Genomic DNA, 15,692 nt, shown 5'->3' with positions numbered 1-15,692 from the left:
TGATGAGTACTCATTAAAATTAAATGATTAAAAATATAAAATCAAGATTTTTTTTGTTTTTTGTTGTTTTTTTTAACCTTCTGGAAGTGTCAAAGATCATTTGTGTTATATAATATTAACCAGAGAAACTCATAGAAAATAGAGGTGCTACTACTTGGTATATAAAAAAATAAAGCCGAAAAAAATTTATGAAGAAGTCAGCGATGAACTTTATGAAATGATTCGGTCAGGCAGCCTTAAACCAGGTGAACAATTGGACTCCATTCAGCAGCTTGCGGAAAATTTCCAAGTCGGTCGCCCGGCCATCCGCGAAGCATTAAGTGCATTGAGTTCAATGGGTCTTATTGAAATAAAACAAGGTGAAGGAACATTTGTCAAAACCTTCGACCCCACCATCATGAACCATCCCTTGTCTGCCGCCCTTTTGATGGATCAAGACAATATCAAGCATTTACTGGAGGTCCGGAAAATACTTGAGTCCGGTACGGCAGAAGTGGCAGCTAAGATGAGAACGGAAGAAAACCTTAACGAACTCAAGGAAAGTCTTTTTAATATGGAAAAGGTATCCGACGATGAAGAACTCAGTGATAAAGCAGATATCGCCTTCCATGTTGCAGTGGCAAATGCATCACAAAATGAACTGCTGATTACATTGATGAACCACGTTTCAGAATTAATGACGGAAAAGATGGGTGATATCCGCCGGATAGCGCTTTATTCCGAAGAGATGACACTTAAGCAGCTTTACCAGCAGCATGTCCGGATTCATGATGCAATCGTGGCACAGGATGAAGACGGAGCGCGCAGTGCCATGCTGTTTCACCTTAAAAGCGTCGAGGAATCACTGGACCGGGTCATCCAAAAAAATCAGCAAAAGCATAGTTGACCTTCCTATAAATTTCAAAAATACCCTATACAAAAAAGGATTAAATTGATATATTATTTTGAAAACGATTACTTCATTTAAAAAATCTTGGAAATTGGTATATTCTCTTAAACCATTTCCTTTTTCCATTTTTTAGTCATCAGATGACCTGTTAACTTACTTGAAAAAGGAGGAGTTCAAATTGAAAGTTACTCTCTTTGCAACATGTTTAGTGGATTTGTTTCAATCCAATGTCGGCAAAGCGACAGTGGAGCTACTCGAGCGATTAGGCTGTGAGATCGATTTCCCTGAGTCCCAGATATGCTGCGGACAGCCCGCATATAATAGCGGGTATACGAAGGAATCGAAGGAAGCTATGAAAAAGATGATTAAAACGTTCGCGGATGCTGAATACATCGTAACCCCTTCCGGTTCCTGTGCAGCGATGTTCAAGGAATATCCGGCCCTTTTCAAAGGCGATGCCGAATGGGAAAAGAGGGCGGAATCATTAGCGGCTAAAACATATGAATTGACCCAATTCATCGTGGATGTCTTAAAAGTGACCGACGTCGGGGCGACCCTTAAGGGAAAGGCCACTTACCATACTTCATGCCATATGACACGGCTGCTTAAGGTCAAGGAAGCACCTGCCATTTTGTTAAACCATGTCAGGGGGCTGGAAATGACACCACTTCCGGATGCCCAAAACTGCTGTGGGTTCGGGGGAACCTTTTCGGTCAAGATGGGGGACATTTCCGGGCAAATGGTCGAGGAGAAAGTCTGCAATATTGAAGATACCGGGGCCGATTTTTTAATCGGAGGGGATGCAGGATGTTTGATGAATATCGGCGGACGGATCCAAAGGAAGGGGCAACCGGTGAAGGTGCTTCATATTGCGGAAGTCCTGAATAGTATTTAAAGAAAGCAAGGAGGGGAAAAACTTATGGCTATGAAAACCAGCTCTGCCAAGTTTAAAGACCGGGTGGATGAAGGAATACATAATGATTTTATGCGATTGGCCGTATCGAGTGCCCAAGAACGATTACACGGACGGCGGCTGACTGCCGTTGATGAATTGGGAAGCTGGGAGGATTGGCGTTCCCTTGGGGAAGAAATCCGGCAGCACGTGCTTAGTAACCTTGATTTCTATTTGCACCAGCTCGCAGAAAATGTTTCGAAAAGAGGCGGTCATGTCTTCTTCGCTCAAACGGCTGAAGAAGCAAGCGGATACATCAAGGATGTTATTGTAAAAAAGAACGCCAAAAAGGTCGTGAAATCCAAATCGATGGTCACGGAAGAGATCAATCTGAATGCCACTCTTGAAGCAGTTGGCCTCGATGTCGTTGAAACGGACCTTGGTGAATACATTTTACAAGTGGATGATCATGATCCCCCTTCCCATATCGTCGCACCTGCTCTCCATAAAAATAAGGAGCAGATTAGGGATGTTTTCAAAGAAAAGCTTGCATATACGCAAACTGAAAAACCGGAAGAGCTTACCGCCCATGTCCGGGGCATTCTGCGGAAAGATTTCTTAAGCGCCGATGTAGGCATTACCGGCTGTAATTTTGCGATTGCGGAAACGGGCTCGATCGGTTTGGTGACGAATGAAGGAAATGCCGATTTAGTCACTGCCCTCCCAAAAACGCAAATCACCGTGATGGGAATGGAAAGGCTTGTACCTACATTCGATGAATTCGAGGTCCTTGTCAGCTTATTGACAAGAAGCGCTGTCGGCCAAAGGCTGACCAGTTACATCACCGCACTTACCGGTCCGCGTGATGAAGGCGATGTAGACGGGCCCGAGGAATTTCACCTTGTGATCGTGGATAATGGACGCTCCTCCATTTTAGGAACTGAGTTTCAATCCGTTCTTCAATGCATTCGCTGTGCTGCCTGTATAAACGTCTGCCCGGTTTATCGCCAGGTTGGCGGTCACTCCTATGGTTCAATCTATCCGGGACCAATCGGCGCTGTGCTTTCACCCTTACTCGGAGGGTATGATGATTTCAAGGAGCTGCCATATGCCTCTACTCTATGTGCAGCCTGTACAGATGCCTGTCCCGTAAAGATTCCTCTCCATGATTTACTGAGGAAGCATCGTGAGGTCATCGTTGAAAAGGAAAAAATGGCCCCATTTTCAGAAAAGATGGCCATGAAAGCCTTCGGAATTGGTGCGGCCTCGCCTATGCTTTATAAGTTCGGCTCCAAAATGGCCCCATCCGCGATGTCTCCTTTTAAAACGGGGGATATTATCTCAAAAGGACCTGGACCACTCAAAACTTGGACAGAAAGCCGCGAGTTCCCTGCTCCAGGAAAGGAGAGCTTTCGGGACTGGTTCAAAAATCGGGAAAAAGGAGGTAAACCATCATGAATGGAACCATCCATAATGAAGGGACATTTTTAAACAATATAGCCAAAAACCTGGGAAGGGCTCCTATTACGGAAGGCATCTCCGTTCCGGAATGGAAGCACGCCCCCCAAAAAGAAGTTTTGAAACATGCGACACCAAATGATCTTGTCGCGGAATTGGAGGAGCAATGTAAACGGGTTCATACCCAGTTTCACGTTACCGACTCCAAACACGTGATGCATTGTTTAACACAGGTGATCGAGGAACTTGGAAACGGGCCCTTGATCATCCCTAAGGACAATCGATTTTCCGACTATGGATTGGAGGGCATCTTAAAGGAAAAAGATGTCCATATATGGGATCACCAAGCCGGGAAAGAAAATATCGAAAAAGCAGAAAGTGCTAACATCGGAATCACATTCAGCGAGATGACACTAGCAGAATCAGCGACCGTCGTCTTGTTCAGCGACAAGGACCATGGCCGTTCCATCAGCTTCCTTCCTTCCTGCCATGTTTCCATCATTCCAAAAAGCACAATTGTTCCGCGAATGACACAGGCTGCATCGGCCATTCGTTTAAAAGTCAAACGGGCCGAAGTCGTACCTTCCTGCATCAACTTCATAACAGGGCCAAGCAATTCGGCTGATATCGAAATGGACCTTGTCGTCGGCGTCCATGGTCCCATCAAAGCGGTCTATATAATCGTCGAAGATAAGTAGAAATAAGGAAAAAAATGGAGAGGACCTAAATTAGGCCTCTCCATTTTCAACTTTTATATTACTCATAAATGATCCGATCAACCGCTTCACGATCGAGACGTTTGATCACTTCGACAATGAGCTTAACTGCATTCTCATAATCATCTCGGTGGAGCATTGCTGCGTGTGAATGAATGTAGCGTGTGGCAATCGTGATTGCCAGTGCGGGAACACCATTTGCCGTTAAATGGATGGAGCCGGCATCCGTCCCGCCGCCTGGAATCGATTCATATTGATAAGGAATATTCATTTCATCAGCCGTGTCGGTGACGAAATCGCGTAACCCCTTATGTGCTACCATCGATGAGTCATAGATGACGAGTTGCGGGCCTTCCCCCATCTTACTCATCGCTTCTTTTTCGGAAACCCCCGGTGTATCACCAGCGATGCCAACATCGACGGCAAAACCGATATCAGGCTGAATTTTGAATGTGGATGTTTTGGAGCCACGCAGGCCGACCTCTTCTTGCACAGCGCCAATTCCATAAACTACATTAGGATGGTCGCTGTCTTTCAGCTGCTTAAGCACATCAATGGCGATTGCACAGCCAATTCGATTGTCCCAGGCTTTGGCGAGCAGCATCTTTTCATTATTCATGACAGTGAATTCAAAATATGGCACAACCATATCCCCTGGCTTGACGCCCCATTCCTTAACCTCTTCTTTATTGGATGCACCGATATCAATAAACATATCCTTAATATCAATCGGCTTTTTCCGCGCCTCCGCTGACAGGATATGCGGCGGCTTGGAACCGATAATGCCAGTTAGATCACCTTTACTTGTAACGATCGTCACGCGCTGGGCCAGCATGACCTGTGACCACCAGCCCCCTACCGGCTGAAAACGCAAAAATCCTTTATCATCAATTTGGGTGATCATGAAACCGACTTCGTCCATATGCCCGGTAACGACGATTTTCGGTCCGTTTTCATCACCCGTTTTCCTGGCAATCAAACTTCCCAGGCCATCTGTCGATATTTCATCCGCAAATGGTGTTATGTATTCGGTCATCACTTTTCGTACTTCACTTTCATTACCTGCGATGCCTTTAGCATCCGTTAAGTCTCGAAGCATCCTTAACGTTTCATCCAATTGAGCCATCCCTATACCTCCCTATAACTTACATTACAAGAATAATTATACAGATAATCGATTACATAAACAATCAGTAGCCTTGCTTTTGCCTTTCGTAATTCACTTCATTCTTGCTGACATATGCTTTTTCCACATCCATTGCCGAAAATCCAAGCAACTCTCCTAAATGTAAATACGCAGCAAAAACCTTTTGGAAAGATGACTCTGTCAACTTTGTGCGAAATTCACTGATGTAGCCGTAAATAGCAGTAAATTGGACCGTCAAATCCTCCTGATGCATGGTGGGGGCAGATGGAACTTCCGGTACAAATCCCCGTTCGATCCCGAGTGACAAAATGAAATGAATGCCATCCACGTATTCAGCCAAAATCGTTTCTTTATCAGAGGGGCCTTTAAGACTCCAGAATTTAAAACATCTCGTTTCATTGGCAAGCTCACCAAGCTCCACTAAAAGAGCAAGTATCTTCCGTTCCACCAAGTCCTCAGCACCCAAATCATGCTTTGATTGTATATGCTCATCCAAAGCTGCCTGCATTTCCATTAATTTACCTATGTTCATTTTCATCACTTCTTTCCTTGTCTTCCCCTAAATTATATCAAATAAATGAAACTTATTAAAAACCCATACGTAAATGAAGGGAATCACTCTGTTTAAGGAGGTGGCTCCATGGTATTGATCATGCGGTTCATTCTTTTGGCTCTCATCATTTTCTTAATATATACAGTCATCAAATACCTATTTAATCCGAAAAGAAAATTAGAGCTGGCACATGAACAGAAAAAGTTCTTTCTGCTCGACGATACAGCCAATATACGAAAGAATTTTTTATTGACGTACAACGGGGTGATGTTTGAGGGGGAAAAGTATCTAGGGACGACGGAACGCTCCTTTGAGGTCATCTCCATCTTCATATGGCCCAAGAAAGTGGCCGGTCTAAAAGGCTTGAAGCGAAATGACTTCTTAAAAATCGAGGAAGCCATTAAAAAACAATACCCGGATGCCGTTATTGATTGGAAGAGCCCTGTTAAGGAATTTTTACAAAAATGAAAAAAAATCACGCGTAATGAAGAGCCTTGAGAAAAATGTACTCAAGGCTCAATATTAATCATCTGAACGAAAAAATTCCTTCCAAGGAACGACCGTCTGCTTCTCTCTCAATAAATAGAGCAATAAGGTTAAGGATAACAAAATGATGACGATCAGGGTTGGACTGAAATCTGCAATATAGTGGCCAAAAACCGTATATACGAATGCAACAGGGAGATTGGTCATGAAGGATAGATAAAAATAATTTTTCAGCCCTTTATTGGATTCCAATAAGCAAAGTGACAGCAAGTAAAAGTGAATGAATGGTATTAGCCTCAGTACTGCAATTTGCCGGCTGTTTAGCTTTCGGTTTCCAAACAGCTTATTCTTAAGCCGCAGCAGCCTATCCTTTGTTTTCGGAAATTTTCCTATCACGAAATAAAAGGCCATACTGGACAACGTCAAACCGATTACCGAATAGATGGTTCCAAAAGCTGCCCCGAATAATACTCCGCCAGACATGCAAACCACAATCACGGGAATGAATAAAAATTGCCTTAATAAATGAAAAGTGATAAAAATCAACGGTGCAAATACGCTTCCTGATTGAACGTAGCTCATCACAAGTGTCAGTTTATCATTCATGCTCTCCCTCCAGCTACTCTTTGCTGCTTCTACAAGCATATACATTATACGGGCTACATATTACAATTGAATGAATATCTTGATCAATAGGGCTATCTGAAGAATCATCAATATAGGCAGGCCCCACTTAAAAGCGGCATGCTTCGTCTTATGGCGGAATTGCTTCATCCCCAAAAAGGACCCAGTCCCTCCGCCTATGACTGCCCATAACCAAAGTGTCTTTTCACTGATCCGGTACTCCCCATTCCGCGCTTTCCTTTTATCGATTCCCATTAAGGCAAACCCGATGATGTTCGTGATGATCATATAAGCAGCAATGAACCATACTCCTTGCATCCTCATTCCCTCCTTTAAATATGTAAAAAGCCACTCTCTTGAAAAGAGAGTGGCTGTATCAGTCAGACTTATTTGTCTAATTGTTGTTTAGCAGCAGTTGCTAATTGAGCAAAAGCTTGTTCGTCAGCAACAGCAAGATCAGCAAGCATTTTGCGGTTCACTTCGATACCAGCAAGCTTTAGACCATGCATTAAACGGCTGTAAGAAAGACCGTTGATGCGTGCTGCAGCGTTGATACGAGTGATCCAAAGTTTGCGGAAATCACGTTTCTTTTGACGACGGTCACGGAAAGCATAGTTTCCTGACTTCATTACTTGTTGGTTAGCTACTTTGAAAAGAATATGTTTCGCGCCATAGTAACCTTTAGCTAATTTTATTACCTTTTTACGACGTTTGCGAGTAACAGTACCGCCTTTTACACGTGGCATGTTATTTCCCTCCTATTTAACTCGATAAATCGAACTTATTTAATGTTGTCTAGCATATGACGAATACGTTTGAAGTCACCTTTGCTTACAAGGCTAGCTTTGCGAAGCTTACGCTTTTGCTTAGTAGATTTGTTAGCAAATAAATGGCTTGTGTAAGCGTTAGAACGCTTAAGTTTGCCGGATCCAGTCTTTTTGAAACGTTTAGCAGATCCGCGGTGAGTTTTCATTTTAGGCATAAGGTATTCCTCCTCATTACAAATTACTTTACAATTACTTTTCGTTTTTCGGTGCTAAGATAATGAACATGCTGCGCCCGTCCATTTTTGGGTGTTGCTCGATTGTAGCCACTTCTTTACATGCTTCAGAAAAACGAACGAGTACACGTTGACCAATTTCCTTATGCGTAATGGCACGTCCTTTGAATCGGATAGAAGCTTTTACTTTATCGCCTTTTTCAAGGAATTTAATACCGTTGCGAAGCTTCGTATTGAAATCATGTTCTTCAATCGTCGGGCTCAAACGAACCTCTTTCAGACTGATGACTTTTTGATTTTTACGTGCTTCCTTGTCTTTCTTTTGCTGCTCGAAGCGGTGTTTTCCGTAGTCCATGATCCGGGCTACCGGAGGCTTTGCATTTGCAGCAACTAAAACTAGATCAAGATTTACACGAGCGGCAATTTCCAATGCTTCGAATTTCGTTTTAATTCCAAGTTGTTCTCCGTTTTGGTCAATAAGACGAACTTCACGGGCTCGGATGCCCTCGTTTACCATCGCGTCTTTACTAATAGTTAGCCACCTCCAAAGATATTGGCGAATACGAATATTTGAATAAATTCGGTCACGCTCACAACTCGCTTACAGGATATAATCATAATAAAAAAGTGTGGATGCATGCTGCACCCACACTGATAGACTCATTCAGAAAGATCCAAATAATCAAATCATGACCTGTTAACTGCATTGTTTGCGTCAACCAGGTGAGAAGCGGGTGCTTCTTCTTTTCATCAAACACGTATTCAATTCACTTTAGAAATATATCATAAACACTGATGACTTGTCAAATGCTAAATTTTATTCGTTTTTCACAACAAAATTAATATTATCAGACATTCAGTTATTTGACAATACGTTTTTTAAAGTAATTTGGACAAAAAATATTCATCATGATACTTCCCATCAAAAAACAGTGATTCCCGCTTTATTCCTTCCTTTACAAAACCCATCTTTCGATATAAGGAAAGCGCAGGTGCGTTGTTTGCGATGACGGACAATTCCAGGCGCCGTATTTCGTTTGTCCGTGCATGCTCCTCCATTTTCTGAAATAGCTTCGTACCGATGCCTTTTCCTCTGTCCTGTTCATTGATGCCTATGACGATTTTGGCTGAATGCCTCGTTCGGCCCATTTGATTGCCCAATAAGATTAAATAACCTTTCAACTCATGTCCGCTAGCAGCAACGAGGAAAACGGAAAGGGGATTTTTTTCGATTTGATCCATTTGCTTTTCCATTTGTTTCGCTGTCGCTTTTCTTTCCCCAGGGTTGAACAGCATATACCCGGAATCTTCAACATGATTGAACAGAGCAGCCAAGTTACCCGCGTCTTCCCTTGAAGCCTTTCTAATCTCCATTTATCCCCACTCCCCCTTTGGTTACAGTCCGTACTGACCGATGCCATCAAATGTTAAGAGTTTTCTTTCGCCTTTTTCTTTTTCTCAATGGCGTCCCAAGAAAATAGGGCTATCCAAAATAACAGGACCGGGACGATGGCATATTGTCGATAACCATCCAATAACAATAAGATGATGATGACAAGGAATGTCGGTCCGAATAGATAAGTAAATTTCTTTTTCATGCTGTCCCCCCTTTCATTGCTGTACATATTTTCACATGATGGTTTCATTTTATCATGCCATAATTAAAAAGAGGGACACAACTATATGTGCCCCTCTTTTTGATGTTAACGGCTTACTTCAGCCTTAATCGCTGAAACGAAGTCTTCAAAAGCGATCGTTTCGGACTTTTGTTCACCGTACTTACGTACATTCACGCTGCCTTCTTTGGCTTCATTGTCTCCAACAACCAGCATGTACGGGATTTTTTGCATTTGCGCTTCACGGATTTTGTAACCGATTTTCTCGTCACGTGTATCCAGGTCGACACGAATGCCTTGCGCTTTAAGTTTTTCCTGTACTTCTTTCGCATAATCCAAATGCACTTCAGGTGAGACCGGGATCACTTGTGCTTGGATAGGTGCAAGCCAAGTTGGGAATGCACCCTTGTATTCTTCGATCAAGTAAGCGACAAAACGTTCCATTGTGGAAACGACACCGCGGTGGATAACAACCGGACGGTGCTGCTTGCCGTCCTCACCGACGTAATTAAGATCAAAACGTTCAGGAAGCAAGAAGTCAAGCTGAACAGTGGAAAGCGTTTCATCTTTTCCTAGAGCAGTACGTACCTGAACATCGAGCTTAGGACCGTAGAAAGCCGCTTCACCTTCCGCTTCAAAGTAATCCAGACCTAGTTCATCCATGGCGCCTTTTAACATGCTTTGCGCTTTCTCCCACATGTCATCATCATCGAAGTATTTTTCTGTATCCTGCGGATCGCGATAAGACAGGCGGAATGAATAATCCTTGATATCGAAATCTTTATATACTTCCAGAACCAGGTTCACAACGCGCTTGAACTCTTCTTTGATTTGGTCGGGGCGGACGAAAATGTGCGCATCATTCAATGTCATCCCACGTACACGCTGAAGGCCTGAAAGGGCACCTGACATTTCATAGCGGTGCATCAAGCCTAGCTCGGCAATCCGGATTGGCAGTTCCCGGTAGCTGTGGATGCTGTTTTTATAGACCATCATGTGATGCGGGCAGTTCATAGGACGCAGGACAAGCTGTTCGTTTTCCATCTCCATGACAGGGAACATGCCGTCCTGGTAATGGTCCCAGTGTCCAGAAGTTTTATAAAGGTCCACGCTACCCATTACAGGTGTGTAGACATGGTCATAACCCAAACGTTCTTCCTTGTCCACGATATACCTTTCGATTGTCCGGCGGATGGTCGCTCCTTTTGGCAACCACATCGGCAGCCCTTGTCCCACTTTCTGTGAGCTCATGAACAAGTTCAATTCTTTGCCGATTTTACGATGGTCACGTTCCTTGGCTTCTTCTAGGAAACGCAGGTGTTCGGCCAAATCTTCTTTTTTATAGAAAGCCGTACCGTAAATGCGTTGCAGCATTTTGTTTTTGCTATCGCCTCTCCAGTATGCTCCAGCGATGCTCAATAGCTTGAATTCTTTGATTTTCCCAGTTGATGGAACATGAATTCCACGGCAAAGGTCAAAGAATTCACCCTGCTCATAAAGCGTTACCTGCTGATCGCCAGGAATTGCATCGATCAACTCCAATTTATACTCGTCGCCTATTTCTTTAAAACGGGAAATCGCTTCATCACGACTCACTTCGATGCGGGAAATTTCCAAGTTCTCGTTGACGATTTTCTTCATTTCTTTTTCAATCAATGGAAGGTCTTCGGGAGTCAATGATTCCTCTAGATCCATATCATAGTAAAAGCCGCCCTCGATGACCGGACCTACGCCGAATTTAGCGTTTTTGTACAAACGTTTGATCGCTTGTGCCATCAAGTGTGCTGTACTGTGACGCAGTACTTCAAGAGCATCCGCTGTGTCCTGTGTGACGATTTCGATTGAACCATCTTGTTCAATCGGGCGTTTCAAATCATATAATTCACCATTGAATTTTCCGGCAATGGATTTTTTCCTTAAACCAGGACTGATGGATGCAGCGATGTCTTCAGTTGTTGTGCCTTTAGCAAACTCCTTAACCGCTCCGTCAGGAAAAGATATTTTCAGTAATTCTGACATTCAGTTTCACTCCTTCTTATTGTTCGAACAATTTACAGGTATTTGATTCCATTACAACACAAAAAAGCCCGTCCCTGTATAAAACAGGGACGAGCTTAGTAATAAATATCATTAACCCGCGGTTCCACCCTCGTTCCAGCTTGCTTTTCACGGCAAAATGGCACTTGTAACTTGGTAACGGCAGCTTCCCGTCAGCTCATATTCACAGAATGCCTGCTTTCCGAGCCGAAGTTTAAAGGTGGTAAGTGTTCCATGCGAATAGGAAGCTTACAGCCTGTTGGCTCCCCTCTCTGATAATCGGCGACTAGAATACCCTTGTCCTCATCATAACTTTTAGTTTTTTAATAGTATGTAGGAAATTATAATTTGTTATACGGTGAAAATCAAGGTTAATTTTCTTTTTTCCACGAAAGATCATTCAAATGCATAGAAAATGACGAAAGTGGAAGGATAGTGGCCCGTTCTTCGAAAATCCTTGAAATGGTCTGGATCAGCCCCTCATCCTTGTCATCGGTATAGATACACAAGTTTTCAGGAGCAATCGATAAAAGCGGGGCAAGTATCACCGTATCGAGAAATAGTGAACTTTTGGCAAGAAGCCTCCTGTCGATCATACTATTGATTTTTGGACGGTCGAGCTTGCTGAACTTCTGATCATAGAAATGAAAACCATCCCGGTTGACAAGGTGAAGCTTTCTTAATTTCGACTCCTGCCCATGAAGGCAATCACGGAGTGTAGCAATGAAATTTTGATAGTCCTGTTCCAGCTTGTATTCATCAATCGCCTTGACGACATACTTTTCCAACGTGTGCTGAAATGACTTCAAACGGAAGGTCGTAAAAGAATCGAATGAAAAAGATACCTTTCCAGCCAAGATGCTTTGAAGTCCTTCCTCAATCAATCGTTTCTCTGTACTGAATGCTTCATCTTGACTCCTGGCTCTTTCCACCTCGATGATTGATGATGCAATTTCAATGATGGCTTCAATTTCTTCCCGTTCCCTATAAAAAAATTTACCGACTATTATTTGCTCCAGAACAGGAAGCGTTTTTTCTTCCAATAAAAAAGAATGAAATGCATCACGAAGCAGAATTAGCCATTCATCACCTGAAGAATCCGTCATATCCACATAAATGCCTTGTTGCGGAAGAAATCGAATATATGCTTGAAATTCTGCCCCCAGTGGATGGACAGAAACGAAATTCAGTAATTTCAATGCCTCTGAATCGTTTTGAAACGAAATTTGCACTACGACATCCCCCCCTTCCCCCTTGCTTCTTTTTTCATGTATATGGGGATGGGGACGTGTTTAGAAGTAGGATGGACCTTGTAAGAAGAAAAAAGTGACCTCCTTTAAGAGACCACTTTTCTTCATCTTCTCCGATTCACGCCATCAAGCTTGACCGGCTCAGCTAAATATTGAATTCTTTCCAGTACCCTGGCGGCCTTCACTTCTTCCTTCTCACCACGCTGTGAAAAGGTCAGGTGGTTCTCCAGGCCATTCAAGTCAAAATTCGAAGTGAAAAACGTTGGCAGGTTTTCCAGCATCCTAAATTGTAAAATCGGACCAAAAACCTCATCGCGCCCCCAGCTCGTCATGGACTCCGCTCCAATATCATCAAGCATGAGGACAGGTGCCGTTTTCACCATTTCAATTTTTTCATTGACCGTATTATCGCCTATCGATCCCTTAAGTTCCCTCAAGTAGTCAGGGACATAGACTATAAGGGAGGAAATTTGCCTTTTTGCAAGTTCATTGGCAATCGCACCTAATAAGTACGTTTTCCCAACACCGAATTTCCCATATATATATAAGCCTTTTTGCCTTTTACCCGGCTCATATTCCATAATGAACGACATAGCTTTACTTAAGACGGACAAGCGTTTGTTTTCATTATCCGTTTGGGTAAAGTCTTCAATGCTCGCCTTTAAAATATCCTTCGGTACATACAGGCTGCGGATCAGCTTTTCCCGTTTCCGCTTTTCATCCTCTGCCAATTTCCGCGGGCAGACTTCATAATGCAGGTTCAGGGCTTTCCCTTGAACCACCAATTTGGGATAATACCCTTGCATCATATTGATGCAGCCATCCAAGCTCGGACATTTATCACACTTATTGCTTTGTGAAGTGAACTCATAAAGCTTCCCCAAGTTTTTATCAATCATTTCTTTCGTGACCGTCGAGCTGTTGGCATTCATAAATAACCGCACTTGTTCGTTTTCAAAAATCTCCTGTTTCAGCTTTTCATAACGCTGTTGAAATTGATTTGTATTGGCCAATTTATTAAGGGACCTATTAATCTTTTCCATCGTTCATTTCACCTCCTGCTTTCCACAGCTTCCATTTCTCCAGAAGCTCGCGTTTCTGGGCATCCAATTCAGGCTGATCTGCATTCTGCTCCTGCTGTGCTTCTTCTTTTTTCCCAAGCCAATCCGGAACCACTTCTTCACGTATCGCCTTTTTCCTGCTGCCCTTCGCAGCATTCCTGCTTCCTTGGGCCCAGTCCTGATATTTCCTATGTTCATTTTTAGCCAGTTCCATCGCCTCGACGACCGTGGAGACCTTCAGCCGTGCCCAATGGCCTGCCAGCTTTTCGACATAGCCCTTCGTGAACTTCATATCCGTTTTGAGCATGACATATTCGATCAATACATTGACGACACCCGGATTCAGCTTTTGATTGATCATCACGCCCTCAACGACTTTCAAATCACCGCTTGATGGCTCTGCACCGCCAGACAATTGCATCAGCCGCTCCCTTGGAGAAATCGTCTCCAAATGACGGATTAACTCTTGTTCCTGTGTTTTCGGTTCCTCTTTTTGTGTCCGTTCACGAATCGGCTGCACCCGATTGACAAGGGAAGGCATATCGGCCTGCCGTTCGATCTGGTACCAGTCCCTTGCCGCCTTTCTGAGCACTTCCTCATCGATCTCATCATCCAATGAAACGGCATCCATTACTAGTTTTTGCATTTCAAGCGGATCGATGCCATATAAAAAAGCAAGTTTGGCAATCGTATTTTTTATTTTCGGAGTAAAGGCCTTTTTCGGTACGATCGAGGATTTTATCCCGGCAAATAAAAGGTCAAAATCAAATAAGTCATCAAACCCCGATGGCTCGACGCCTTCCGTCCGGTCGATGTATTGCTGTTCTGGAATCGGTTGCCATTCATCTTTCGCTTCATCCGTTACATATAAAGAGTCCAAATGATCTGATGAGAATACTTCCGCAAAAGATTTAGTCACACCTTCATATTGATCGGGTAAGATATGGTCATCACAAAAGAATCTCTTTAACCGGTTGAATTGCGCTTTTCCGATTTTTTTGTATAAGTAAATATTCAGCATTCCATCCGTGAAAAACTGCTGGGGGGAAAGCGGCGGGTTTAACTCATAGATGAATTCCTTCGTTTCATTTTTCGATTTCTTATATACATTCAACAGACCGATTCCCTCAAGTAAAAGCCGTGCTTCGTAAATATCACCTAACTTAAGGCCGATGGTATTCATTAATTGATAATGTGAGGAGGTTTCCGACCATAGCCTGTTTTCCTCCAACTCACTCCATAACGTCATATATAGGCTAATGCAGATAGGTCCAATAAGAGGTTGATATAGTCGGGTAAGTATTTTCCGATCATAATCATGAAGCAGCCCCGCAGATGAGACCAAATATGAATCAGCTGGGAGCAATTCTTGCCAATGCTTTGACATCTCCATTCAAACCTTTCAAAAGATGTAGTGAAAAAAGAGCCAAAGTGAATCTTCAGCTCTACTTTCTTTCTTTATTTATCAAATCTTTCAATTCATCGATAAAGACATTGATGTCTTTAAATTGTCGATAGACGGATGCGAACCTTACATAGGCAACCTCATCGACTTCTGCCAGCTTGTCCATCACCATCTCGCCGACATTGTCGCTTTTCACTTCCGATATGCCCTGGTTGCGCAGTTCTTTTTCTACATAACTGGTAATTTGCTCTAGTTCTTTCAAGGGAACCGGACGTTTTTCGCAAGCCCTGATCAAGCCGCGCAGGATTTTATCACGACTGAACTCTTCCCGCGTCCCGCCCTTTTTCACTACAATAAGCGGTGTTTCCTCCACCTTTTCAAATGTCGTGAATCGAAAACCACATGCCTCACATTCACGGCGTCGTCGAATCGATTTACTTTCATCGACTGGCCTGGAATCGAGCACTCTTGTTCCGTTATATTGACATGATGGGCATTTCATCATTATCAGCTCCGTATTTTATGTAGGACTCCCCTATCTAAATGTTCCCCAAGGAA

General features: G+C 43.2%; 19 protein-coding genes and 1 other annotated feature. Of the genes, 5 read left to right on the top strand and 14 right to left on the bottom strand.

Annotation, left to right across the window (positions count from 1 at the left end):
- Positions 1-154 precede the first annotated feature (154 nt).
- The 4 genes from MPH60_RS03315 (at position 155) to MPH60_RS03300 (ending at position 3,937) form a co-directional block, all read left to right on the top strand.
- Positions 155-886 (top strand): FadR/GntR family transcriptional regulator, encoded by a 732-nt coding sequence (locus tag MPH60_RS03315; RefSeq protein ID WP_272492861.1) that lies wholly within the window; start codon positions 155-157, stop codon positions 884-886.
- A gap of 181 nt (positions 887-1,067) precedes the next feature.
- The gene (locus MPH60_RS03310) at positions 1,068-1,784 is read left to right on the top strand and encodes a (Fe-S)-binding protein (protein ID WP_241594402.1); all 717 of its coding nucleotides are present in this window, start codon (positions 1,068-1,070) and stop codon (positions 1,782-1,784) included.
- A 24-nt stretch (positions 1,785-1,808) separates the two neighbouring features.
- A complete protein-coding gene (locus tag MPH60_RS03305; protein WP_241594401.1) occupies positions 1,809-3,239 on the top strand; it encodes a LutB/LldF family L-lactate oxidation iron-sulfur protein in 1,431 nt (476 codons plus the stop codon).
- Positions 3,233-3,937, top strand: a complete 705-nt coding sequence (locus tag MPH60_RS03300) for a LutC/YkgG family protein (RefSeq protein ID WP_241594409.1) — start codon at positions 3,233-3,235, stop codon at positions 3,935-3,937. Before MPH60_RS03305 ends, MPH60_RS03300 begins: the two co-directional genes overlap by 7 nt.
- A 58-nt stretch (positions 3,938-3,995) precedes the next feature.
- Here MPH60_RS03300 and MPH60_RS03295 read toward each other — a convergent pair whose 3' ends face one another.
- Complete coding sequence (locus tag MPH60_RS03295; protein WP_241594400.1) at positions 3,996-5,081, bottom strand: M42 family metallopeptidase; 1,086 nt, start codon at positions 5,079-5,081, stop codon at positions 3,996-3,998.
- 64 nt (positions 5,082-5,145) lie between these two features.
- Complete coding sequence (locus MPH60_RS03290) at positions 5,146-5,640, bottom strand: dUTP diphosphatase (RefSeq protein ID WP_336275429.1); 495 nt, start codon at positions 5,638-5,640, stop codon at positions 5,146-5,148.
- A gap of 102 nt (positions 5,641-5,742) precedes the next feature.
- On the opposite strand from MPH60_RS03290, the gene MPH60_RS03285 reads away from it, so the two are divergent.
- Complete coding sequence (locus MPH60_RS03285) at positions 5,743-6,123, top strand: sigma-w pathway protein ysdB (RefSeq protein ID WP_101222875.1); 381 nt, start codon at positions 5,743-5,745, stop codon at positions 6,121-6,123.
- Between the two features lie 54 nt (positions 6,124-6,177).
- Here MPH60_RS03285 and MPH60_RS03280 read toward each other — a convergent pair whose 3' ends face one another.
- The 12 genes from MPH60_RS03280 to nrdR all read right to left on the bottom strand — a co-directional run bounded on the left by MPH60_RS03280 (position 6,178) and on the right by nrdR (position 15,636).
- A complete protein-coding gene (locus MPH60_RS03280) occupies positions 6,178-6,747 on the bottom strand; it encodes a TVP38/TMEM64 family protein (protein WP_101222877.1) in 570 nt (189 codons plus the stop codon).
- A 60-nt stretch (positions 6,748-6,807) separates the two neighbouring features.
- On the bottom strand, positions 6,808-7,083 hold the full coding sequence (locus MPH60_RS03275; protein ID WP_241594399.1) for a DUF1294 domain-containing protein: 276 nt from the start codon (positions 7,081-7,083) through the stop codon (positions 6,808-6,810).
- Between the two features lie 68 nt (positions 7,084-7,151).
- Entirely contained in the window at positions 7,152-7,511 is a 360-nt protein-coding gene (rplT, locus tag MPH60_RS03270) for a 50S ribosomal protein L20 (protein ID WP_034309067.1), read from the bottom strand.
- 35 nt (positions 7,512-7,546) lie between these two features.
- Positions 7,547-7,747 carry a 50S ribosomal protein L35 gene (gene rpmI / locus MPH60_RS03265; protein ID WP_034309070.1) on the bottom strand — a complete coding sequence of 67 codons (201 nt, stop codon included), beginning with the start codon at positions 7,745-7,747 and terminating at the stop codon, positions 7,547-7,549.
- 34 nt (positions 7,748-7,781) lie between these two features.
- Complete coding sequence (infC, locus tag MPH60_RS03260; RefSeq protein WP_034309072.1) at positions 7,782-8,282, bottom strand: translation initiation factor IF-3; 501 nt, start codon at positions 8,280-8,282, stop codon at positions 7,782-7,784.
- A 98-nt stretch (positions 8,283-8,380) separates the two neighbouring features.
- Positions 8,381-8,517: a sequence feature (ribosomal protein L20 leader region), on the bottom strand.
- Between the two features lie 127 nt (positions 8,518-8,644).
- Entirely contained in the window at positions 8,645-9,139 is a 495-nt protein-coding gene (locus MPH60_RS03255; protein ID WP_241594398.1) for a GNAT family N-acetyltransferase, read from the bottom strand.
- A gap of 53 nt (positions 9,140-9,192) precedes the next feature.
- The gene (locus MPH60_RS03250) at positions 9,193-9,363 is read right to left on the bottom strand and encodes a hypothetical protein (protein WP_157831018.1); all 171 of its coding nucleotides are present in this window, start codon (positions 9,361-9,363) and stop codon (positions 9,193-9,195) included.
- Positions 9,364-9,468: 105 nt separating this feature from the next.
- Entirely contained in the window at positions 9,469-11,400 is a 1,932-nt protein-coding gene (thrS, locus tag MPH60_RS03245; protein ID WP_241594397.1) for a threonine--tRNA ligase, read from the bottom strand.
- Between the two features lie 389 nt (positions 11,401-11,789).
- Positions 11,790-12,650 (bottom strand): sporulation protein YtxC, encoded by an 861-nt coding sequence (gene ytxC, locus MPH60_RS03240; protein WP_241594396.1) that lies wholly within the window; start codon positions 12,648-12,650, stop codon positions 11,790-11,792.
- A 122-nt stretch (positions 12,651-12,772) separates the two neighbouring features.
- Entirely contained in the window at positions 12,773-13,711 is a 939-nt protein-coding gene (gene dnaI, locus MPH60_RS03235) for a primosomal protein DnaI (protein WP_241594395.1), read from the bottom strand.
- Entirely contained in the window at positions 13,698-15,116 is a 1,419-nt protein-coding gene (locus MPH60_RS03230) for a replication initiation and membrane attachment family protein (protein WP_241594394.1), read from the bottom strand. Before MPH60_RS03230 ends, dnaI begins: the two co-directional genes overlap by 14 nt.
- Before the next feature lie 58 nt (positions 15,117-15,174).
- Positions 15,175-15,636, bottom strand: a complete 462-nt coding sequence (nrdR, locus tag MPH60_RS03225; protein ID WP_057911467.1) for a transcriptional regulator NrdR — start codon at positions 15,634-15,636, stop codon at positions 15,175-15,177.
- Between the last annotated feature and the right edge of the window lie 56 nt (positions 15,637-15,692).

This window comes from Peribacillus sp. Aquil_B1, from assembly GCF_022603275.1.
GTDB lineage: Bacteria > Bacillota > Bacilli > Bacillales > DSM-1321 > Peribacillus.
The sequence above is the reverse complement of the archived record's forward strand: the minus strand, read 5'-3'. Positions and strand labels throughout refer to the sequence as shown.